Consider the following 23,659-nt stretch of genomic DNA (forward strand, 5'->3'; position numbering starts at 1 on the left):
CCGCCGACTCTCATCAACAGGTTTTATCTCAGATTTAGTATAACATCAAGAAAGCGCTTAACCTGTTTTTCCCAAGTCCACTCCAGCATAAAATTAGCCGCAGCTAAACCGATCCGTTTTGATTCTTCGCGATTAGTATAAATTTGTTCCAAAGCCTCGATAACTTCTGCAACCTCAGACTCTCCCCAACCTTCTACACCGGAAAAAGGAGCAGTAGGTTTAACTTGTCCTTGACTCCATAAAGGATAGCAAATGTGGCTGTAAATCAAGTCTAAATGACCAGTATTTGCTGATAGAATAGTCGGAATTCCGCAAGCCATACTTTCCATCGCCACTAAATTAGTGCCACCTTCGCAGCGGTTGGTGAAAACAGCGCAGTCGGCTTCTCGCAAAATTTGTCCGGTGAGGTGATTGGGAATTAAGCCGATGTCGATAAAAGAGTCAACCGGCAAACCGTTAGCCACTAACCATTGGGAAATTCCTAAACTTCCGTCGCCGTTGATATTGGGAAGTCCGGCAACGTTTCCGGTTTGTTCGATTCCTAGCATATACTGAGGCCAGAAGTTGTGCCATGTTGTTAGTAACAAAGCCTCTGGATGTTTGGCGCGAAATCGTTTGAAAGCAGCAATTACAATATCTTGACCTTTGCGATATTCCAGTTTGCCGCCGGAGAAAATGACGAAGCGATCGCCAAATAGATTAGATTTGGGTGCTGGATGGAAAATTGTTGGGTCAATTCCTTGATGTACCATCGCCACATTAGTCAAGCCACAGCTTCTCAAAACATCCGCATTCCAGTTGGAACCTGCGACAATGGCGCTATATTTTTTGGCTGTTTCTACTGCTTCTGTTGTGATGCGTGTGTCTTCAAAAAATATGACTCCTATTTGACAAGCGCTGGTAATTTGATTGTCAACTCCAGAGGATGCTAAATTATTCCCCAAAGCGTAAAGTACGGGAAAATTACAACTGATTTGTTTGTCGGAATTGGCTGCTACTAATTCCTGAAAAGTTTTTTGCTTTTCAATTACAGGTAACAACAGCGATTTATGCAGCGGATTCATCGATTCTGAGGTAATTGATGGCGGTGATAAAAGTGCAACTTCCCAGGCAGGAGTTTGCCGCAGTTGTAGTGTTAAATTCATGGCGTAAATTCCCCAGCCGCTGGTGATACTGAGGGGCCAACTAATGCCGATTCCGGTAATTTGTGGCGGAGTTTCTGGGGGTTGGATTTGAGGCGGAGTATCAGAATTTGCGTTAGCAGTCTGAGGCTGGGAACGAGTATAGATTAAGTGTTCTAAGGCTGCTTTTATGCGATCGCAAACTCCATCCCAATCACCGGCTTTTTGCTGCCTAAACAACCGCGCAGTGGGGTACCAAGGGCTATCTTCGCGTTCCAGCATCCAGCGCCAATCGGGAACAAAAGACAGCAAAATCCACACGGGTTTGCCCAACGCACCGACCAAGTGCGCGACAGAAGTATCTACGCAAATTACTAAATCGAGTTGCGAAATAATTGCTGCGGTGTCGGCAAAATCGACGCAATGTTCGCTTAAATCTTCAATTTGGTGTTGCTTTAATAAAGTGCGTGAAGCGCAGCTATCCTGTAGGGAATCGCCCGCTGACAAATCTTTCTGAAGACTGTAAAAACTCACTCCCGGAACATCTACAAATTTCAGAAAATCGCTCAATTTACACGATCGCCGATGATTGTTGCGGTGCAGCGGGCCGCCCGCCCACACAATACCTACTTTTAGTTTATTGTTCGGCTGTAGGGAAAATTTAAAATCCTGTGGCGGAGCTAAATAAGGAATATTCGCCGGTATATTTTCCAAAGTCGTTCCCAGAATTCTGGGCAAACTTAGCAGCGGGGCTTGCACTTGAAAATCTATCAAATCGCTCGGCCTGACTCCTACTCTATCGACTCCTGCAATTCCTTCAAATAAACGCTTCAGCAAGACATGACAAGCAACAATTACTTTGCCGCATTTTTGCTTAATTAAAGGAGCGTAGCGGATAAACTGTATCGTATCCCCAAAACCTTGTTCGGGGTGCAATAAAATTGTTTTTCCCTGCAAATCCGAGCCGTCCCAAAGCGGTTGCTCAAAAGAGCGCGGATCTAATTTTTGAGTTTGCCAGCGCGATTCGTACTCCGCAAAACCCGGCTCATATTTTCCAGTTAAAAGCAAAGCTAATGCTAGTCTCAAGCGCCAATTTGGCGAGTTGGGACGTAGTTGAATTGCTTTATTGTAGAAGTCGATCGCCTCTGCGACTTGTCCCTGTTCTTCGAGGGCATAACCCAAATATAAGTTAGTTTCAGCCTGGTTAGAATTGATTTTTAGCGATTTTTGGTAATGAGCAATAGCTTCGGCTATTTGCCCGTTTTCCTGTTTGAGATAACCTAAATAACTGTGGGCTTCGCCGTGGCTGGGTGAGGTGGCAATTACTTGTTCGTAACGAGCGGCTGCTTCTGATTTTTTACCTTGTTTTTCTAAGGCATTTGCTATGTGAAATTGTACCTGTGCGGGCGATAAAGAAAATCGAGGCGAGGCTTCGGTATCTTCCTTACCAGGCACAGCTTGAGAACGAGTAGAAATTAGGTGTTTTAAGGCTGTTTTTATGCGATCGAATACTTCCTCCCAATCGCCCGGTGTTTGCTGCCGAAACAGTCGCGCCGTCGGATACCAAGGACTATCTTCGCGTTCCAACATCCACCGCCAATCCGGCATAAAACACAGCAAAATCCATACGGGCTTACCCAAAGCACCTGCTAAGTGCGCGACAGCGGTATCCACGCAAATTACTAAATCTAGTTGCGATATCACCGCCGCAGTATCGGCAAAATCGTTCAAATTGTCGCTCAAATCTATCACGGGAATTTGAGTTAACAAAGTACGATCGCCCGCCGATAATTCTTTCTGAAGACTGTAAAAGCTTACACCGGGAATATCTAACAATTGCAGAAAATAGCTTAAATCGCTCGATCGCTGAAAATCCTTCAAATGTTCCGAACTTCCCGCCCACAGAATCCCAACTTTGAAATTGCGATCGGAAGTTAGGGAAAATTGCCAATTCGGCGGCGCAGCTAAATAAGGAACATTTGCCGGTATATTTTCTAAATTTGTTCCCAGAATGTGAGGCAAACTCATCAGCGGTGCTTGTACTTGGAAATCCGGCAATTCATCCATCCGAACAGCAACTTGTGCGATGCCAGGAATCTGCTTAAATAAACGCTTCAGTTCTTGATAGCAAGAAATGATTATTTTACCACCTTTTTGCTGCACAATTGCCGCGTATCGCACAAATTGAATGGCATCGCCCAAACCTTGTTCGGATCGGAGCAAAATAGTTTGTCCGTTCAAATCTGAACCATCCCAAACTGGTTGGTCAAAATTCAACCGTGGCAATTTTTTCGCCTGTTCTGTTTGCCAGCGCCACTCGTATTCTGCTAAACCGCGCGGCAAGTCCCCAGTCAACAGCAAGACTAAGCTTAAATTGAAGTGAGCTTTTACACAATTAACATCGATTTCTAGTGCTTTATTGTAACACCAAATTGCTCGACTTACGTCTCCTAATTGCTCAACAGCACTGCCTAAATTAGTAATAGCTTCTATATAATTAGGGTTCAAAGATATGGCTCGTTCCAAGCTAGAAATTGCCTGTTCTATTTTTCCCGCCCTCAAGCATAACGTTCCCAGGTGATAGTGTCCTGTAGGATTGTTTGGTTCTACTCCAATTGCACGCTCGTAAAGCCGTTCAGCCTCGTCTAGCTGAGATTGTGTTTGCATCGCCGCACCCAAATTTACCAGCGCGGGCACATAATTGGAATTGACAGAAAGTGCTTGATGAAAACACGCGATCGCACTCGGCAACTCGCCCTGCTGCTGGAGTATCGCGCCGAGATTGTTGAGAGCTTTGACGTAAACGGGATTCAGGGCGATCGCCTTTTGAAAGCAAGATATAGCAGCCATTATATTGCCTTGATCTTGCAGCAAAATACCCAAGTTATTGTGGGATTGAGCGCAGTTTTGATCTATTTCGAGCGCGCGCTGATAATAGGTGGCAGCTTCGGCTAAATCGCCTGTTTGGTGCAGCGTCACTGCCAAATTAGTGGTAGCCTCTATCGAATTCGGCTGCAAAACCAAAGCATTTTTAAAATAAGCTATCGCCTCGGAAAGTCTTCCTTGCGATTTGAGAATATTTCCCTGATTGAACTGTTTCTGATATAATTCAATATTGGTTTGAGTTTCTCTTGGCGATAGAGCTGGTTTATGCTGACAAATTCTTTCTCTCAGCGCCAAAGCAGCTTCTTCTAAAACTCCTTCCCAATCTCCCGCTGTTGACTGGCGAAACAGCCGCGCCGTGGGATACCAAGGACTATCTTCGCGTTGCAACATCCACCGCCAATCCGGCACAAAACAGAGCAAAATCCACACTGGTTTGCCCAAAGCACCAGCCAAGTGTGCCACACAAGTATCTACAGAAATCACTAAATCCAGAGCGGAGATTGCCGCCGCAGTATCCGCCAAGTCGTGCAAATAAGAGCTTAAATCTGTTACTGGCATTTGCTCTAACAAAGCGCGATCGTCTGCTGTCTTTTCCTTTTGCAAACTGTAAAAATTTGCTCCTGGAAGATCTAACAGTTTGGTAAATAAATTCAGGGGTAACGATCGCACCTTATTTTGGGAATTTTTAGGATTTCCCGACCACACAATCCCTACTTTCAAATTAGGAGTTTGACTGAGAGTAAATTCCCAACCGGTCGGCGGATCTAAATAAGGAACCTTCGCCGGTATAGTTTCTAAAGTTGTTCCCAGAAGGTGTGGCAAACTCATTAGCTGCGCGTGAACTTGAAAATCCGGCGCATCATCGGGATTAACTATTAACCCATCGATTCCCGAAACTTGTGCAAACAAGCGCTGCAAGTGCGGCAAACACCAAACAATTACCCTACCGCCTTTTTGTTTGACTAAATCTGCGTAGCGGATAAACTGAATTGCATCGCCTAAACCCTGTTCCGGGCAAAGCAAAACAGTTTTCCCCTGCAAATCTTTACCATCCCAAAGCGGCTGAATAAAGTTGTGGGAGCGGAACTGTTTTTCTTTAACTAGGAGCCGCCATTCGTACTCGTAAAAACCGCGCTGAAAGTCTCCCGCCAGCAGCAACGCTAAACCTAAATTTAGGTGAGATTCAGGATGGCCGACATTGAATTTAACTGCATGGCTGTAGCAGGTGAGAGCATCTGCAACTTGGCCGCGATCGTGCAAAGCACTTCCCAAACTGGTGAGGGGATTGATATAACCGGGTTTGAGTTCGATCGCCCGACGGTAACAATCGATCGCCTCTGCCATTTTTCCCGCTTCCTCAAAAGCTTTGCCGAGATTGTTCAAAGCTTGTGGAAAGTCGGGTTTCAGGCTCAAAGCTTGCTCGTAGCAGGCGATCGCATCTTCAATTTGGCCCTGTTTGTGCAGGACAATTCCCAGATTGCAGTGAGCCTGGGCACTGGCTGGCAATGCCTGAATCGCTTGCTGGCAAACAGCTAAATCCTCATCCACCTTATCTGGGCTAGACAGCGAACTCCCGAAAGCGAGATCAGTTTTTGCCCAATCCGGTTGCAGCGCCAGAGCTCGATCGTAGTATGCGATGGCGCGGTCAATTTTGCCCTGTCGGATCGAGGCGTATGCTAAATGCTGCAGGGCGTCCACATAATTTGGCTCTATCGCGATCGCCCGTTCGTAATTCGCGATCGCCCGTTCGTAATTCGCGCCCGATTCCTCCCCTTGTTCTTCCAAAGCAATTCCCAAATTCAAATAAGCCACCGCGCAATTAGGATTGACTTGAATGGCTTGCTCGTAGCAGCTTATAGCCTCCGCCACATCCCCTTGCTCTTCCCGCAACAGGCCCAAATTAATCAGCGCTTCCGCGCAATTCGGGTTTAAACACAGCGCCCGCTCATATTCTGCGATCGCCTCTTCAGTCTCTCCTGCTTCCGCGAGCGCGCTACCCAAATTGCTTGCAGTTTCCGCCAAATTCCCGTCGATTGCTAGGGCTTGTCGGTAGTGCGCGATCGCCTCTGTTAGCCTGCCCGTTTGCTGTTTGACAACGCCTAAATTGCTGTAGGCGGCTGCGTAATTAGGATCGATCGCGATCGCTCGCTCATAACAAGTGATCGCACCGCCAAAATCGGCTTGCTGCTGCAAATCCACGCCCAACCGAAACTCTGAATCCGCCGAATCCGACGGCACAAATGCAGCAGCAACCGCGCCTAGAGCTTCCGCCACCCGATCGAAAACGTCCTCCCAGTCGGCCCGCTGATGCTGCCGGAACAGCCGCGCCGTGGGATACCAAGGACTATCTTCCCGTTCCAGCAGCCACCGCCAATCCGGCGAAAACGCCAGCAAAATCCACACCGGTTTGCCCAAAGCCCCCGCCAAATGGGCGACAGCGGTATCGACACTAATCACTAAATCCAGTTTGGCGATCGCAGCCGCAGTATCGGCTAAATCGCCAAAATGCGGACTCAAATCTACGATCGACGTTTGATTCAACAGCGCGCGATCTGCCTCGGAAACCTCTTTCTGCAAGCTGTAAAAACTTACCCCCGAAACCTCCACAAGCGGCAGAAACTGGCTTAAACTGCACGAACGCTGCTTGTTTTTGCGGTGTTTTGGATTCCCCGCCCAGACAATGCCAACTTTCAAAGTGCGATCGGGCAGAAGCGTAAATTCAGCACCCGCAGGCGGAGACAAATAAGCAGTATTTGCTGGTATTGTTTCCAGCTTTGTACCGATAATATACGGCAAACTCAACATCGGCGCTTGCACGTCAAATTCCGGCAGTTGCTCGCCTTTAACTATTAGCAAATCAATGCCGTCAACCGTTGCAAACAAACGGTGCAATTGCGGGTAACAGCCAACAATTACCCTACCGCCTTTATTTTTGACGTTCGCAGCGTAGCGGATAAACTGAAGCGAATCGCCTAAACCTTGTTCGGCGTGCAGCAAAATAGTCTTTCCCACCAAATCAGAACCGTCCCACAGCGGTCGGTATTCTCTCGCCGAAACAGTATTATCCGGCCCCGTCAAAAAACACGAGTGACCAGTGTGAAATTCTTTAATTTGCCAGCGCCACTCGTATTCGGCGAGACCATTTTCCAAATCTCCCACCAACAGCAAAGCCAAGGATAAATTTAGGTGAGCGCTAGCGTGCTTGGGACTTAAATGAATCGCCCGTCTGTAGCAGGCGATCGCATCTTCTACCGCGCCTTTTTCCAGAAACGTCCGGCCTAAATTGTTAATAGCTTCCACAAAATCCGGCAGCAATTCTAGAGCTTTGTGATAATACTCCAGCGCCTCTTCTAAATTGCCCTGTTCTTGCAACACTGTTGCCAGATTGTTGTAAGCTTCCCAGCTATGCGGATGAATTTCCAGCGCTCGTCGGTACAGCTCGATCGCCCTTACAAGTTCACCTTTTTCTTGCAGGGCAACCGCTAAATTAATCAGGGCGGGTACGAAATCCGGTTGAGCTACAAGAGCTTGCTCGTAATGTGCGATCGCCTCGGACACTTGACCTTGTTCCTCAAAAATCTTTGCCAAGTTGTAAGCGGTTTGAGGAATATTTGGATCGATGACTAAAGCTTCTCGGTAATGCGGGATAGCGGCCTCTAATTCGCCCTTTTCTTGCTTGAGAAAACCAAAATTAATCCTCGCTTGAACGCAATTTGGCTCAATAGATATAATATGTTCGTAAAGGGCGATCGCATCTTCCCGATCTCCTGTTTCCATTAACTGTTCTGCTTGTCGCAATAAATCCTCTAAAACAACCGGGTTATCGCCACCCGTTGCGATCGCAACCGATGTCTCAACCCCCTGCGATTGCTTAGCTGCAGAGCCTTCTGCTAACCCTTCGCTGGCAATCAAAAATATTTTTTTACTCTCTTGAACGACGCTTGCACCTGTCATTGTGAGCGCCACATAATCGAGGGAAGCCGTATGATTAGCACTCCTTGCGAGTGAAACGAAGTCAAGCGAATCTTTGGCAGAATCCTCGGAATAACTAGCAGTATTGGCGATCGCAAATAAACTCAAAGCCGCCTGTACTTCGTCAAACAATTCTTGCCAACTTTCCGGCTGACTTTGGCGGAAAAGCCTCGCAGTTGGATACCAAGGATTGTCTTCACGATCCAGCAGCCAACGCCAGTCAGGAGCAAAAGAAAGCAGCACCCAAACCGGTTTCCCTAAAGCACCGGCTAAGTGCGCCACAGCCGTATCGACACTAATGACTAAATCCAGTTGAGATATAGCCGAAGCGGTATCAGCAAAGTCGCTCAAATGCGGAGTTAAATCCGGCAATAAGTGTTGGTTCAACAAAGTGCGATCGCTCTCGGACAAGTTTTTTTGTAAACTATAAAAAGCGATTCCCGGAACATCCAAAAATCGAATAAAATCGTTCAACCTGCAAGAACGCTGATTGTCTTTCCGGCGCTGCGGACTTCCCGCCCAAACAATCCCTACCTTCAATTGGGCATCAGAATAAAGCGCAAATTTGCACTCAGCAGGCGGAGCTAAATAAGGAACATTTGCCGGTATTGTTTCCAGAGTTGTCCCCACAATCCGCGGCAAACTCATCAGAGGTGCGTGAACGTCAAATTCTGGCAAACCCTCCAAACTAACTGATAAATATTCAATACCAGGAACTGTCGCAAACAACCGCAGCAGTTCTGGATAGCAAGCCACCATAACTTTAGCGCCTCGGCTCCGAAGAATTGGGGCGTAGCGAATAAACTGAATAGAATCGCCAAAGCCTTGCTCGACGTGGAGTAAAATAGTTTTCCCCTGCAAATCCGAACCATCCCAAATCGGCTGTTTAAATTGCCTGGGCGATAGTTGCGGAGTGCGCCACCGCCACTCGTATTCAGCAAAACCGCGCTGAAAATCTCCGAACAATAGCAAAGTTAAACCTAATTCCAGGTGTGCGATGGCATTGTCTGGCTGCAATTCCAAAGCTCTACTGTGACAAGAAAAAGCCTCTTGAAACTCTCCTAAATCGACCAAAGCGTGTCCGAGATTGTTAATAGCCTCCACGAAATCTGGCTTTAAGTTTAATGCTTGTCGGTAGTGTGGTATTGCTGCTTTTGCATTGCCTTGTTCGTGGTAAAAGGCTCCTACATTGTTGTGAGCTTCGGGATTGTTTGGTTCTATTTTTACAGCTTGTTGGTAGCAGTTGAAAGCTTCTGCTAATTTACCTTGCTGCTGCAAAACTGTTCCCAAGCCCATCATGGAATATGTCAAATTGGGATTTATTTTTAAAGCGTGGAGGTAATAATCTGTCGCCTCGTTTAATTGATTTTTTTGTTTAAATAAATGTCCTAAATTGTGCGCTGTTTCGTGCAGGTTGGGGTCGAGTCGCAGCGCCGTTTGGTAAGCTAAAATAGCAGCGTCTATTTCACCTAATTGCTGTTTAATCCAGCCCAAATTATTGTAGGCGAGGGCGGAATTTGGTTGGATTTTGATTACTTGTTCGTAACTGGCGATCGCCCTTTGATACTCGCGCACATCCAGTAAAAGATTAGCCTTATTTAAATGTGCTTCTACAAAATGGCGGTTTTGGACGATCGCCTGTTCGTAAAAGTCGAGCGCCTCTGCAATTTTTCCCTGCTGTCTCGCCGCTATTCCCAACAAACACAGCACGTTTGCTGATTCCGGCTGCGCTTCTAATATCTGCCGATACAACTTCTCAGCTTCTAACAAACGTCCCGCTTGGTGGTGTTCCCAAGCTATTTTTAAAGAGTCTTCTGCACCCAATTTGCAGGCAGATTTTGGGGATTTTTTTTTAGAAGCCATAGTTATCTTTGTTGTTTGGGAGTTCGCTAACTTGTAATTGCCAACTTGTTATAACTTGTTAACTTTTCCTTCCTTCTTCCTCCTGCCTTCTTCCTTCTTCCGGACATCAGTTACATCCGTTACATCTTGTACAGTGATCGTTGCCGAACTGCCTTCTTGCTGCCATCTGCTACATCCCGTACATTGCTCGTTGCCGAACTTCCCCTTCTACCCCAACAAACAAGATGCGGGAAAAATCAGGTATTCTAAGAAAAAGAGCTTCCAGATAAACTGATAAAATGCAGCAATTTCTTTTTGATCGTCCAAATCAACTTTCGCACTCCAAAACCACATCAAACCCAAAGCCACCAAATGAGAAACTGCCAGAAACACTAAATTAACATTAGACAATACGATCGCTCCCGCCAAAGTCGCGCCCAAATAACAAACCGTCAACACCCAGCGAGATAAATTAAAGACGGCCGGCTTGCCCAGCTCAATCGTAAACGTAGTAATATTATATTGCTTGTCCCCTTCCATGTCGGGGATATCTTTAAAAATGGCGATCGCAAATGTAAACACCACAACAAAAACCGTCAGTACCCAAACTTCCGCAGGAATCCGAAAAGACACACTCTCCAAATTCCAGCCAGAAAAAGCGCTTTTCGCCCTTCCCAAACCCAACACCCAATTAAAGTGTAAAAACAACCCTAAATTTACGATCGCGCCCCGCACCGTAAAAATGCACAGCGCCGCCCAAAAAGGAAACCGCTTCAGGCGAATTGGCGGCAGAGAATAAGCAGTCCCGATTGCCAAACTAACGCCAACGGTAGCCAGCAAAAACGGACCTTGTAAAACAGCAGTCAAAATTGCTATAATTCCCGTGGCAATTACAATTAATTCCCCGGTTTTCCGAGAAAACACTCCCGATGCGATCGGCAAATACGGCTTATTAATTTTATCAATTTCAACATCTTCTAACTGGTTCAATCCCACAATATAAATATTGCCGCAAATGCAAGCCAGCCAGGCAAAAGCTAGGGGCCCAAATACAGGATTCACAAACAGCCGCGAACTTTGGGCGATCGCGTACAACGCCAATACACTCAAGCTAGTACCCACAATTGTGTGAGGTCGAGAAAACTCCCAAAATGCCCTCACCCAGCTTTGCGGAGCCGAGCCATTTTTATCAATCCAAGAGTTGCCAATCGAATCATTGCCCATAAATCTCACACCCGCCCCAAACAAATAATGTTCTGTAGGGTGCGTAATACGCACCTTACTCATCAACTCAACACTCAACAATTCTCTGATATATGCCTGTTATTTTACAGCACAAATCATCCCAAAACGAATCAACCCGCTCTGATATCCACGGCTCATCAATCCGAGAGCAAGTGCAGCTTGAATAGTCGTCCAACCGCTCGTGAGCAAACCCCAAATCGCGCTCGGAGTCAAAGCAGAATCGATCACCACATCCCAAAAAGGAGCAACAGCTTTTGACCAATCAGCGGTGCGAATACTTGTCAAAGGCAAACTGCGGACAATTTCCTCGTATTCCGGCAAAGAAAGCACATAAGGCAAAGCATAAACCCGGTAAATTTCGGCCAATTGCTTTCTCTCTTCATCAGTTAATTCTCCCGCCGTTTCTCCCAGCGGGCGGTGACACCAAGTTGCCAAAATCAAAGTTCCTCCCGGCTTGAGCACGCGGCAGCATTCCTGCAAAAACTTAATTTTGTCGGGCATATGTTCGCCACTTTCGAGCGACCAAACCAAGTCGAAGGACTCATCAGGAAAAGGCATATTCAAAGCATCGGCTACCAAAAAATTGACATTGCTTTCTAGCCCAGCAATTTTAGCGCGTTCGGTCGCTCTGTTGGCCTGTACCGGACTCAGAGTAATCCCGGTCGCTGTAACGCTAGCGCCCGTTTTATTTGGTTCGGGCGATCGGCTGCTCTCTCGATCGACCTCGCCATCCAACTTTAAATTATTTTGAGCGATCGAACTAAACTTTTCGGTCAAATAAAGCGTGCTGCCGCCGATTCCGCAACCGACATCGAGAATGCGGTAAGATTCACACAGTGCCTTCTCTGAGGGTACTCCAGCCCAGCCCAGCAGTTCTTCTATCAAATCTATCTGAGCCTGTCGGCGCTCTTTTTTCAAATTGCCATCCGGGCCGTAGTAACCGTGGTGCATATGTTCGCCCCACACCTGCTCCCACAAACCGCTAGAAGCGTCGTAAAGTTGCTGAATTTGCTGGTAAAGTGTTGATGTCATCGCCGGATCGCAAGTTATTAAAGGAATTCTACCGTTATTTTCCCGCTGTTGTCATAGAATTTGGCCATTTAGTTTGATCGACCGCAAGCACTGGCCAGACAGAGATGTCCTTATTTGAAGCCCGATGATCGATTTGTGGGCTCCCTCTCAAACCTCAAATCTAAAATCGATTTGTGGGTTCCCTCTCAAACCTCAAATCTCAACTCGATTTGTGGGTTCCCTCTCAAATCTAAAATCTAAAATCTAAAATCTAAAATCGAATGACTGTCTCGCGAACCATTGCTTTGGGCTTTCTCGCTGTCATCCTCGCAGGTGCTCTATTACTGATGATGCCATTTTCCACAATTGATGGAACTTGGAGCGATCCAATAACAGCACTGTTTACCTCTACTTCCGCTGTCTGCGTCACGGGCTTGTCGGTTGTGGATGTCGGAAAATATTACTCTTTTTGGGGGCAACTGTGCCTAGTTTTACTGGTGCAAATAGGAGGCTTGGGCTACATGACAGCCACGACTTTCTTGCTCCTGTTATTGGGCCGCCGCTTTTGTTTGAAAGACAAAATTGCCCTGCAACAATCTCTCGACAAATCCGGGCTAGCCGGCGTAGTACAACTCGTGCAGTCAATTCTAGCAACAACGCTTTTGTTTGAATTAACAGGAGTGTTTTTGCTGATGACGGTTTTCGTCCCTCAATACGGATTTAAAGAGGGTGTGTGGTCTGCTATATTTCACAGCGTTAATTCCTTTAACAACGCCGGTTTTAGCATCTATTCAGATAATTTGATCGGCTATATCAATTCGCCTATGGTTAACTTCACTGTCGGCGGTTTAATCATATTTGGGGGAATCGGCTATCAAGTAATTATGGAAATGTACCTGTGGCTGCGCGATCGTTTCAACAAAAGCCCTATCTGCACAGTTTTTTCCCTGAACTTCAAAGTTGTTACCACTACAACGGCTGTCCTTTTAATTTTAGGAACGCTAGCCTTTTTGGTGCTGGAATACGACAACCCAGACACTTTCGGCGCTCTAAATTTTCCTCAAAAGGTGATGGCAGCTGGGTTTCAATCTGTTACTCCCCGCACGGCGGGGTTCAATACAATTAGCATTGGTCAAATGAGCGAAGCCTCCCTATTTCTGACCATCGCGCTGATGTTTATCGGCGCCAGTCCTGGCAGCACCGGCGGCGGGATAAAAACCACAACTTTTAGGATATTGTTTTGCTGTACCACAGCAGTTATCGAAGGCCAGGAAGATGTGGAGTGCTATCAGCGTCAAATCCCGCCAGCAATGATTCTGAAAACCATTAGTGTAGTCTTCGGTTCCCTGTTGGTCGCGTTCACATCTGCAATTTTAATCGAGGTGACCAATCCCCAAGTAGAATTTATCGCAGCGCTGTATGAAGCAGTTTCAGCTTTTGCCACGGTCGGTCTTTCCACTGGGATTACACCCACGCTTTCAGCGCTCGGTAAGTTGGTTTTGATTGCTACAATGTATGTAGGTCGGGTTGGCGTGTTGCTGCTGATGAGTGCTGCCTTCGGCGACCCCAAACCCAGGTCTTTTAAGTATGCTGAGGAAAGTTTGTTAGTCGGATAAGAAAATCCTGCCTCGTTGCTGATAATCTAAACAATGGGTGACAACCCAAATCAACTTTTACTACTTACCAAAAAATCAAAAGGAGGCGGCGCTGTCTCTGCTAAAATTTAAACAGCAAGACGCTCAGCGCTGGATATTCAGTGAACCTGTCATCTTTAAATTTTTTTCGGACTTTGCGCGCCGAAAACAAGCAGTTTGCAGTTATTGGTTTGGGACGCTTCGGCAAAGCTGTGTGTTCGACTCTGCACGGCTTGGGTTACGAAGTCTTGGGAGTTGACACCGATGAAAAAAAAGTAACTCAAGCTTTGAACGATCGTATTGCTGCTCACGTTGTGCAGTTAGATTCTACTGAGCCTAGCGCTCTTCAGGAAGCCGGTATATTTGAATTTGAAACAGTGATTGTTGCGATCGGCAATTACCTAGCAGAAAGCATTACCACCACCCTAAATCTTAAGGAAGGCGGGGTAAGTCACGTAATAGCCAAAGCTTCTTCGGAAACTCACTTAAAACTGTTGAAAAAAGTCGGTGCAGATCATGTAGTTTTTCCCGAACGAGAAATGGGCTGCTCTTTGGCCCGGGTTCTTACACAACCCAGCATTTTAGAACGCTTTGACCTCGACCCAGATCACAGCATCGTTGAGTTGCTCGTTCCTGAAAAGTTTGACGGTAAAACCATCTCCGAATTGGAACTCCGGCGCAGGTATGGTTTGAACTTGCTAGCAGTCGGTCGCGCCGACAAGTTCGAGATCAATCCGCAGCCAAACGAACGCTTGAGAAAGGGCGACGCGATGGTAGTAGTTGGTTCTAATAAAGATATCAATCGCTTGCCAATTTAACAGATCGCCATTTTATGCACATACAGCAACACTCCTCGACTCCGAAACCCGGTTTCTTGGGTTCCGAGTGTTGAAGTCCTAAGCAATTCTTGCGGGATGTGTGAAAATTTTAGACCCTCACAAACCCGGTTGATATTAGATAAACCGGGTTTCTCTGTCGATATTCTTTATGTTCTAATTTTTAACTGAAATATGTAAATTGAATTGCACCAATTCTAGCGTTGGTTCCGTCTTTGCGACCCCCTCGGAGAACCTAGCTAGACAAATCGAGAAAAATTTTAACTAAGTAGCAGCACTCGATGCAGCAGCCGATCGCGCTCCCGCAAATCATAGGAGCGCTAGCACTGAAAATTCAGCCGACTTTCAAGAGATCTTGCAAATAAGCTTTGCCGAAAACCAGCACCGCCAACACTAGAGCGAGTTCAACAGGCCAAGGACACACCGCCACCAACCAAATTAACGAACACATTCCAATAATTGCAGCTATGGGAGCCGGAATTCCGTCTAGCGTTCTGTTGTCAGTCCCGGCAGTCACCCACCAAGCAATCAAGCATACCGTCAACGGAATCAAGCAACTTGCGATCATGATGTTTACCCCATCAATTTTTTTACATATGGCATTTGAGCATATTGTAACAATACATCAAAGATTCGGAAATGCACCATTGATTACGATAAAATTTAAGGTTAGGTAATTCATACGCTGGGGTGATAAATTTTAAAAATTTTTAGCTTACCCTCTCTCCAAAGGCAGAATTAGGCGGTCATCAAGCATGATTTAGGGACTTTTATTTCCACAGAAGTGATGAAAGCTTTCTACCTAGAGACGAATAGCGATGCGCCCATCTCTGCAAGTTATACTCAGGATTGCAGTCAGTTACTGTAGAGCGTGAATCAATGCTGGGCAAATTTTTTCGCAAGCCAGAATCAGAAAACCTCGATCGCGTCCCCCCAGGTCAATACCTCGCCAACGGCTTTCCTGTGCTGACCTACGGCGATACACCCTCCGTCAGTATTGAGAGTTGGGAATTTAAAGTCTGGGGATTAGCAAAACCAAAAACCTTCACTTGGTCGGACTTCCAGGCCATGCCCCAAAGTAACTTTACGGCGGATTTTCACTGCGTCACCCGGTGGTCAAAACTCGATGTGCAGTGGACGGGAGTCAAAGTCACAGATTTTATGAACTACATAGAAGTCGATCCAAAAGCTCTGCACGTCATGGAACACTGCTACGGCGGCTATACTACCAACATTGCGATCGCCGACTTCCTCCGAGAAGAAAACTTTTTCGCCCACACCGTCTTCGGCGAACCTCTGTCAGCAGACCACGGCGGCCCAATGCGGCTCGTAGTTCCCCACTTGTACGCTTGGAAAAGCGCTAAATGGATTAACGGCTTGGAATTTACAGAAACCGAAGAACTCGGTTTTTGGGAACGCAACGGCTACCACCAGCGGGGCGAACCTTGGGCAGAGGAACGCTACAGCGGTCTTTTTTGATTCGGGCGATCGGGAGTAAAGACGGGGCGAGATCTTCTCTATACAATCTTTGTTGAGGGGCAATCCGATCTTTTACTGCTTCAGTCTGCGGAAATTGCATCCCCTCGATCGCATTTTTGGGATATCTCACGCCACCGTATCTACTTAATTCAACGAAAACACGTAAACCCAAAGATCGCAGTTTGTACGTACTTTACCCGATAGATAAACTACTTTAACTCCCCTACAAAAGTCCCAAAAAACCAATATTCTCAGTTTCTGGTTAATATAAAACTTCTCTAACTGTCAGTACACACAAATATTACCGTATTTATACTTAAGTGTTTGCTGTTCAGGATTTAGACTTGAGAATTAAATAACAAATTAGCATAGGTCAGAGCCAAATCAGTTTCGCTACTCCGCGCTCCCATGCTAGTGACGGCAAGGTTTCCGTCCACACTCTTTATAATTATTTAGTGGCTATTTGTAGGGAGCGATCGCCTGCTGATAGATGCGATCGACAGCATTTGTGAAGGTTATGTAAAGGCTTGATAAAGAATATGTCAAACTTTACCTAAAGTGAACCAAATACAAAGAAAGTATCGCATAATGAAAATATTAAGACCCTCGCACAAAAGGAACAGGTTATGAATACCAAACTCTTATCCGCCCTAACAGCTACCGCAGCCGCCACAGCTCTGTTTGGCGCCGGAGCTCCAGCTCAAGCCTTCTCCTTTGGCACCAACGGCATCACATTCACCCAAGATACAAGCGTCAAGTTTAACTTCAAAGAATCTCACGGAATGTACCAATCCTCTTTGGGAGTCTACAGTGTGAAGGACTCGGCGGTGTCTCTAGTTAGCACGCTGTTTTCGGAAACTAAATCCTCAGACAACTACTGGGACAACGAATGGAAAGGAACTCTGGGCAATACAGTCTTGGGTTCTGGCTCGGTAGTATTCACATTCCTGGCAAATCAAGTTTACACTTTGGGGCTCGACAGTGACTGGGGTGGCAGTGTCTACTCAACCTCAGCCTTGAACAGTGGCAACCAGCAAGCGGTGTTTGGGGCGCAATCGCAACTGTGGGACGCACTTGGCAAAGAAACCACGAACGTCTTCCAAGCTGCTGGACAATTTACCAACGGCACAGGTTCTCTGTTTAATGGAGGTACGCTAATATCCTTCGACGATCGTGGTAACAACAACGACGCAGACTTCCAAGACTTCGCAGTGAGCGCAGAAGCAGTTCCAGAACCGATGACAATGACTGGTTTGGCTCTCGGTTTGGGTGGCTTGGTTGCAGCACGCCGTCGCCGCGCTAGCAAGACGACTTCATGATTTGTTTCAACCGGAACAATCTCCTCAATTACGTTTGACAACAAAATAAAGTTCTATTTGGAGGCGCGCTAATGATAAATAGGCTCGCCTTTTGCTTGATTTGAAAAGTCAGAAGGGAGAAGTCAGAGGGACGTTCGGCCACGCAGCAGTGTACGGGATTTAATGGATTTAACGGATGGAGGGGGATGGCACAAGTCAAGAGTGAAGAAGTCCGACAGGAGAAACAGGATTTTTCCCACTCTCCGACTATCCCACTCTCGCCTTCTCCCAACTCAAAATTCCAAACTCACTCACGGTAAAGGGTTCGATCGTACAAAGTCACCCCTACCTATTGAATAATTTTAATGTCCGCCCAGACGCACGCTACTTTAATCGCCACCACAACCACGGTTTTTGTCCGTCGCACCTGTGCTTGTTACGGCAGCTTCCAATAGGGGACAATAAGATGCAAAGAATCTTGGTTAATGCCTGAAATATCAACTTCTGGAGTTGTTTGGGACAAAACGCCTTCGACTTCGGAAATAGCTTTAACTCAGGTTTCAATTGCTCAGGAAAGCCGATATCGTAGGCTAAAATTCAACGCAGGTTGGTTGGCCTGTGTGTAATGGTTGTTAGTACCCGCACTGAATTGGTAAATACGATCGCGTTCGGCACGATAACTGGCTCTCCCCGATCGCTAATAATTTGAGTTGAACGCCACAAAATCTTTTCAACCGTACCTTCAAAGCCTTCTACAATCATCCGATCGCCCAATTGAAACGATTCGTGCAACAGCAACAATATTTCCCCTAAAAAGTATTTGAAGATGTCTTGGAACGCGAAACTAATCGCTACTGAACCAAGTCCTAACCAATTGATGATATCTGCAGGCAGCCAAGCTGGGAACGCAATCACGCAGGCGCTCAAACTGCCAGCAGCCCAAGTGAGAGTGTCAAATAATTCCAGAACGCCACGCTAACACAAAAGATTGAGATCGATCGCCCGACAGGAATGTTTGACTCTGGCTGTGCAGGTGACTCCATCGACTCGTTCGCTAATCATTAAAACACAATCACAATTTAAGATTAGCAGCGCCGACCCCGATCGAGTAAAATCACAGCACTTGCCCGCCGATGACTTAATCTGCTAAAACTAACAAAGTTTGATGATTTCTGAGAAATAACATACATGGTTGCTACATCCGTCAAGATTAAACACGAAGTAAAAGACTTGTCCCTCGCCCCCTTGGGAAAGCAACGCATCGAGTGGGCCGGCCGGGAAATGCCCGTTTTGCGGCAAATTCAAGAACGCTTCGCTAAAGAAAAGCCTTTCGCTGGCATTCGCTTGGCTGCTTGCTGCCACGTAACCACAGAAACCGCTCATTTGGCGATCGCCATCAAACTCGGCGGTGGCGACGCCGTACTGATCGCCAGCAACCCCTTGAGCACTCAAGATGACGTAGCGGCTTGCTTAGTTCAAGACTACGGCATTTCCGTCTTCGCCCTCAAAGGAGAAGACGCCGCTACCTACGAACGTCACGTCTACACAGCCCTAGACCACCGCCCCAATATTATCATCGACGACGGCAGCGACGTGGTAGCTGCCCTGATCCAGCACCGCCCGAACCAAATTTCCGACTTAATCGGAACTACCGAAGAAACTACCACAGGCATCGTGCGCCTGCGAGCTATGTTGAAAGACGGCGTGCTGACTTTCCCCGCAATGAACGTCAACGACGCCGACACCAAGCACTTCTTTGACAACCGCTACGGCACCGGTCAATCTACCCTAGACGGCATTATCCGCGCTACCAATATTTTGTTAGCCGGTAAAAATATTGTGGTTGCAGGTTACGGTTGGTGCGGCAAAGGCACGGCACTGCGCGCCCGCGGTATGGGTGCTAACGTAATTGTCACCGAAATCGATCCGATTCGGGCGATCGAAGCAGTGATGGACGGTTTCCGCGTGATGCCGATGGACGAAGCAGCAACAGTCGGAGATATATTCATTACCGTTACCGGCAACAAGCACGTCATTCGTGCCGAACATTTCGAGAGCATGAAAGACGGCGCAATTGTTTGCAATTCCGGTCACTTCGACATTGAAATTGACCTCAAATCCCTCGGCGCAAAAAGCACCGACGTGAAAACGGTTCGGTCTTTCACTCAAGAATATCACCTCAATAATGGCAAATCGATTATTGTGTTGGGCGAAGGCCGTTTGATCAACTTGGCAGCAGCCGAAGGACACCCCAGCGCCGTGATGGATATGAGCTTTGCAAACCAAGCTTTAGCCTGCGAATATCTGGTTACGAACAAAGGCAAACTAGAGCCTGGTATTCACTCAATCCCCGTGGAAGTTGACAAAGAAATTGCCCGTCTCAAATTGGAAGCAATGGGTATTCACATTGATACCTTGACCGCCGAACAAATTGAGTACACAAACTCTTGGACTTCGGGCACTTAATCATCGTTTATCGTTTCCACGCTGTGCCGGGGAATGAATACAAGGAGGCTCTGCCTCCCTCCTGGGGAGTCGAGGCAGAGCCTCTAGATATGCGTTCCCAGGCAGAGTCTAGGAACGAGCGATGACTAATGACTAATGACTACTGACTTCTTCTTACCAAATTATTAAATCAAAATGGTTGAATGGATAACTAACACAATGCAGTCGATGGGCTATCTCGGAATAGGCCTGTTGATGTTTTTAGAAAATCTTTTCCCCCCCATCCCCTCAGAATTGATTATGCCGCTGGCAGGATTCACGGTATTCCAGAACAGAATGGAGTTTTTTCCCGCGATCGCAGCAGGAGTAATCGGTACAGTTTTGGGGGCGCTTCCCTGGTACTATGCGGGTAAATTATTGAGCGAAGAACGCTTGAGGAATTTAGCCGACAAATACGGTAAGTGGATCACAGTATCGGGCGCCGATATTGACAAAGCAAATAGATGGTTTAACAGACACGGCAACAAAGCCGTGTTTTTGTGTCGCCTAGTACCCGGAGTTCGTACCATAATTTCCCTGCCCGCTGGCATCAATAATATGCCTTTAATTCCTTTTTTAATCTACTCAACAGGCGGCACTCTTTTATGGGTAAGTTTCCTGACTTTTGCCGGATATAAACTAGGGGAAAATTATACACTTGTAGACGATTATCTGGGCCCGGTTTCCAAAATAGTTGTGGTGATTATAGTCATCTGGTGTATTTTGTGGATTGTGAAGAAGAATATGCAAAAAGAATAAAATCCTAGATAAATGCAGACATCCCCAAAAACATCTGCGTTTATCTGCTGTTATGTGCGGTTAAAAATCCATTTATCAAAAATTCATACAAATATTTAGCATTGATTGAGGTTTATGCAGACAATCGTGGCAAAATAGGGAACATTCCTATCCCCACTGTTAAGATATGTACGAAAAGATTGTAGCCCCAACAACAGGTTCTAAAATTACTTTCAAAGACGGTTCGCCGATCGTCCCCAATGACCCGATTATTCCCTTCATTCGCGGCGACGGTACGGGCGTTGACTTGTGGCCTGCATCCCAGAAAGTCATGGATGCTGCGGTAGAAAAGGCTTACGGTGGCAATCGAAAAATCAACTGGTTTAAAATCTATGTAGGCGACGAAGCCTGCGATGTCTACGGTACTTACCAATATCTGCCCCAGGATTCCTTAGATGCCATCAAAGAATACGGAGTCGCCATCAAAGGGCCACTGACAACCCCAATCGGGGGTGGCATTCGATCGCTAAACGTAGCTTTGCGGCAAATCTTCGACCTTTACGCCTGCGTGCGGCCCTGCAAATATTATGCTGGAACACCATCGCTACACAAAACTCCTGAACTCCTAGATGTAATTATTTACCGGGAAAATACAGAAGATATTTACCTCGGAATTGAATGGGCCAAAGGCAGCGAAATCGGCAAAAAATTGATTGAATTCCTCAATAATGAGTTAATTCCAGCAACACCAGAACATGGTAAAAAACAAATTCGCCTCGATTCGGGAATCGGAATTAAACCCATTAGCAAAACAGGTTCTCAGCGTTTAGTACGGCGCGCCATTACCCACGCTTTACGCTTGCCAAAAGATAAGCAGCAAGTGACTTTGGTGCACAAAGGCAACATCATGAAATATACTGAAGGAGCTTTCCGAGATTGGGGTTACGAATTAGCAACTACCGAATTTCGCGCTCAGTGCGTAACGGAAAGAGAGTCTTGGATTCTAGGCAACAAAGAAAAAAATCCAGACATTAGCTTAGAAGATAATGCTCGCCAAATAGACCCTGGATATGATGCTTTGACGCCAGAAAAGCAAGCTAAAATTCGTCAAGAAGTCGCCGACGTTTTGTTTGCAATTTGGGACAGTCACGGCATTGGCCAGTGGAAAGAAAAAATTATGGTCAACGACCGAATTGCTGACAGTATTTTCCAACAAATTCAAACCCGACCGGCAGAGTATTCGATTTTGGCGACCATGAATCTGAACGGGGATTATTTATCCGATGCGGCCGCCGCCATTGTCGGCGGATTGGGTATGGGTCCCGGTGCGAATATTGGTGATGAATGTGCAGTTTTTGAGGCGACTCACGGCACTGCACCGAAACACGCTGGTTTGGATAAAGTCAATCCTGGTTCCCTGATTTTGTCCGGGGTGATGATGTTAGAATACATGGGATGGCAGGAAGCAGCAGACTTGATTAAGAAGGGTTTGGGATCGGCCATTTCTAATGGTGAAGTTACTTACGATTTGGCGAGGTTGATGGAGCCGCCGGTGCCTGAGTTGAAGTGTTCGGAGTTTGCTGAGGCGATTATTAAGCATTTCGCGGATTGAGTTGGAGGGCTTTTTTTGAACGGGCTTCTAGCCCGTTCCACAACCAGTAAACTTGCTTTGTGGGCTGTTGCTCCTAGCCCGCCCGCTGTTTATTCAGAACTGGCTAGAAGCCTGTTCCATAAAAGTCAACTTGCTTGTAGGCCGTTGCTTCTAGCCCGCCCGCTGTTTATTAACAAGGGGCTAGAAGCCCGTTCCACAAAAGTCAATTTGCTTGTGAGCCGTTGCTCCTAGCCCTCCCGAAAATACAATTTAGATGCGGGGTTTATAATGATGGAACAGCCATTCCGCGCTCAACAGCGGGACGGTTCTGCAAGGTTTCTACCCAACGTTTGAGGTGGGGGTGGTTGTCGAGGGTTAATCCTTGAAATTCGTAAATAGCAACCCAGGGATAGGTAGCAATGTCGGCTATAGAATAGTCGCCACAGATGTATTCATATTTTGCTAGTTGAGCGTCTAATACTCCGTAGAGGCGCAAGGTTTCTTTTTCGTAGCGCCCAATCGCATAGGGAATTTGTTCGGGTGCAAAGCGTTTGAAGTGGTTTAGCTGACCAAACATCGGGCCGACGCTGGCCATTTGAAACATCAGCCACTCTATAACTTGAAAGTATTTTTGTTTGTCTGTGGGAAGAAATTTGCCGCTTTTTTCGGCAAGATAGATTAGAATAGCGCCGGACTCGAAGATGGTGATGCCGTTATCTCGATCGACTATCGCCGGAATTTTGCTGTTGGGGTTGATTGCGATGAACTCTGGGCTAAATTGGTCGTTTTTTTTGATGTCGATGACGTGCACGTTGTAGGGTAAACCTATTTCTTCGAGCATGATCGAGACTTTGCGACCGTTCGGGGTGGTAAAAGTGTAGAGGTCAATCATAGTTGTGATGTTAAGGTGAAAGTTGGCAAGGCAGGAAATAACCGAATATACTATCACAATTTGGACTAGAATTGGGGATTTTCGCTCTCTTGTGTTAAAATTATATTCTAATAATATAAGAATAACGATCGCTCGCAATGGACATTATTGAAATTCTCAAAAACGATTATCAAAGATTTCCCGATAATCAGACTTACAGCATCTATGCAAAAAATGTTTATTTTGAAGATCCGGTCAATCGATTTACAGGAATCGATCGCTACCGCAAAATGATCGGATTTATGGGGACTTTTTTTCAGGATGTAAATCTCGATTTGCACGGGATTTCCCAGTCGGGAGATACTATAGAAACTCGCTGGACTCTGAGCTGGACCGCACCGTTACCTTGGAAACCGAAAATGGCGATCGCCGGTAGGAGCGAACTGAAAGTCAACAGCGACGGTTTAATTGTTTCTCACATCGATTACTGGGACTGTTCGCGGTTGGATGTGCTCAAACAGCTTGTATTTCCTCGGAAAACTAATGTTTGAGAATTGTTCTTAGGTTTGTTAGCAACAATACTCCGGACAGTTTTTAAGCAGCCAGAGTACCATAAGACAAGACTGAAGGAAGATTTGGATGATTTAAAAT

Annotated in this window: 14 protein-coding genes; 8 read left to right on the forward strand and 6 right to left on the reverse strand. The window is 46.4% G+C overall.

Annotation, left to right across the window (positions count from 1 at the left end):
- Positions 1 to 23 precede the first annotated feature (23 nt).
- From QUA27_RS11430 to QUA27_RS11440, 3 genes are all read right to left on the reverse strand, one after another.
- On the reverse strand, positions 24 to 9,842 hold the full coding sequence (locus QUA27_RS11430; RefSeq protein ID WP_333068073.1) for a tetratricopeptide repeat protein: 9,819 nt from the start codon (positions 9,840 to 9,842) through the stop codon (positions 24 to 26).
- A 207-nt stretch (positions 9,843 to 10,049) separates the two neighbouring features.
- Positions 10,050 to 11,108 carry a homogentisate phytyltransferase gene (locus QUA27_RS11435; RefSeq protein WP_333068074.1) on the reverse strand — a complete coding sequence of 353 codons (1,059 nt, stop codon included), beginning with the start codon at positions 11,106 to 11,108 and terminating at the stop codon, positions 10,050 to 10,052.
- A gap of 36 nt (positions 11,109 to 11,144) precedes the next feature.
- Positions 11,145 to 12,098, reverse strand: coding sequence for a methyltransferase domain-containing protein (locus tag QUA27_RS11440; protein ID WP_333068075.1), 954 nt, complete (start codon positions 12,096 to 12,098; stop codon positions 11,145 to 11,147).
- Between the two features lie 260 nt (positions 12,099 to 12,358).
- On the opposite strand from QUA27_RS11440, the gene QUA27_RS11445 reads away from it, so the two are divergent.
- Together QUA27_RS11445 and QUA27_RS11450 are read left to right on the forward strand one after the other, a co-directional pair.
- Positions 12,359 to 13,693, forward strand: a complete 1,335-nt coding sequence (locus QUA27_RS11445; RefSeq protein ID WP_333068076.1) for a TrkH family potassium uptake protein — start codon at positions 12,359 to 12,361, stop codon at positions 13,691 to 13,693.
- A gap of 140 nt (positions 13,694 to 13,833) precedes the next feature.
- Positions 13,834 to 14,529, forward strand: coding sequence for a potassium channel family protein (locus QUA27_RS11450; protein WP_333068077.1), 696 nt, complete (start codon positions 13,834 to 13,836; stop codon positions 14,527 to 14,529).
- Between the two features lie 352 nt (positions 14,530 to 14,881).
- Here the strand turns inward: QUA27_RS11450 and QUA27_RS11455 are convergent, their stop codons facing one another.
- On the reverse strand, positions 14,882 to 15,115 hold the full coding sequence (locus tag QUA27_RS11455) for a hypothetical protein (RefSeq protein WP_333068078.1): 234 nt from the start codon (positions 15,113 to 15,115) through the stop codon (positions 14,882 to 14,884).
- 311 nt (positions 15,116 to 15,426) lie between these two features.
- Here QUA27_RS11455 and QUA27_RS11460 point away from each other — a divergent pair, with 311 nt between their 5' ends.
- Complete coding sequence (locus tag QUA27_RS11460; protein ID WP_333068079.1) at positions 15,427 to 16,026, forward strand: sulfite oxidase-like oxidoreductase; 600 nt, start codon at positions 15,427 to 15,429, stop codon at positions 16,024 to 16,026.
- A gap of 626 nt (positions 16,027 to 16,652) precedes the next feature.
- Positions 16,653 to 17,345 carry a PEP-CTERM sorting domain-containing protein gene (locus QUA27_RS11465; protein WP_333068080.1) on the forward strand — a complete coding sequence of 231 codons (693 nt, stop codon included), beginning with the start codon at positions 16,653 to 16,655 and terminating at the stop codon, positions 17,343 to 17,345.
- 576 nt (positions 17,346 to 17,921) lie between these two features.
- Here the strand turns inward: QUA27_RS11465 and QUA27_RS11470 are convergent.
- The gene (locus QUA27_RS11470) at positions 17,922 to 18,239 is read right to left on the reverse strand and encodes a mechanosensitive ion channel family protein (protein ID WP_333068081.1); all 318 of its coding nucleotides are present in this window, start codon (positions 18,237 to 18,239) and stop codon (positions 17,922 to 17,924) included.
- Between the two features lie 273 nt (positions 18,240 to 18,512).
- On the opposite strand from QUA27_RS11470, the gene ahcY reads away from it, so the two are divergent.
- The 3 genes from ahcY (at position 18,513) to QUA27_RS11485 (ending at position 22,158) form a co-directional block, all read left to right on the forward strand.
- Positions 18,513 to 19,790: an adenosylhomocysteinase gene (ahcY, locus tag QUA27_RS11475; protein WP_333068082.1), complete on the forward strand. Its 1,278-nt coding sequence runs from the start codon at positions 18,513 to 18,515 to the stop codon at positions 19,788 to 19,790.
- 174 nt (positions 19,791 to 19,964) lie between these two features.
- The gene (locus QUA27_RS11480; RefSeq protein ID WP_333068084.1) at positions 19,965 to 20,567 is read left to right on the forward strand and encodes a DedA family protein; all 603 of its coding nucleotides are present in this window, start codon (positions 19,965 to 19,967) and stop codon (positions 20,565 to 20,567) included.
- Between the two features lie 166 nt (positions 20,568 to 20,733).
- Positions 20,734 to 22,158 carry an NADP-dependent isocitrate dehydrogenase gene (locus QUA27_RS11485; RefSeq protein WP_333068086.1) on the forward strand — a complete coding sequence of 475 codons (1,425 nt, stop codon included), beginning with the start codon at positions 20,734 to 20,736 and terminating at the stop codon, positions 22,156 to 22,158.
- Between the two features lie 262 nt (positions 22,159 to 22,420).
- Here QUA27_RS11485 and QUA27_RS11490 read toward each other — a convergent pair whose 3' ends face one another.
- Entirely contained in the window at positions 22,421 to 23,029 is a 609-nt protein-coding gene (locus tag QUA27_RS11490; protein ID WP_333068087.1) for a glutathione S-transferase N-terminal domain-containing protein, read from the reverse strand.
- A gap of 137 nt (positions 23,030 to 23,166) precedes the next feature.
- On the opposite strand from QUA27_RS11490, the gene QUA27_RS11495 reads away from it, so the two are divergent.
- Complete coding sequence (locus QUA27_RS11495; protein WP_333068088.1) at positions 23,167 to 23,559, forward strand: C6orf136 family protein; 393 nt, start codon at positions 23,167 to 23,169, stop codon at positions 23,557 to 23,559.
- The last annotated feature ends 100 nt before the right edge of the window (positions 23,560 to 23,659 follow it).

Source organism: Microcoleus harperi Pol14_C6 (assembly GCF_036701295.1).
Lineage (GTDB): Bacteria > Cyanobacteriota > Cyanobacteriia > Cyanobacteriales > Microcoleaceae > Microcoleus.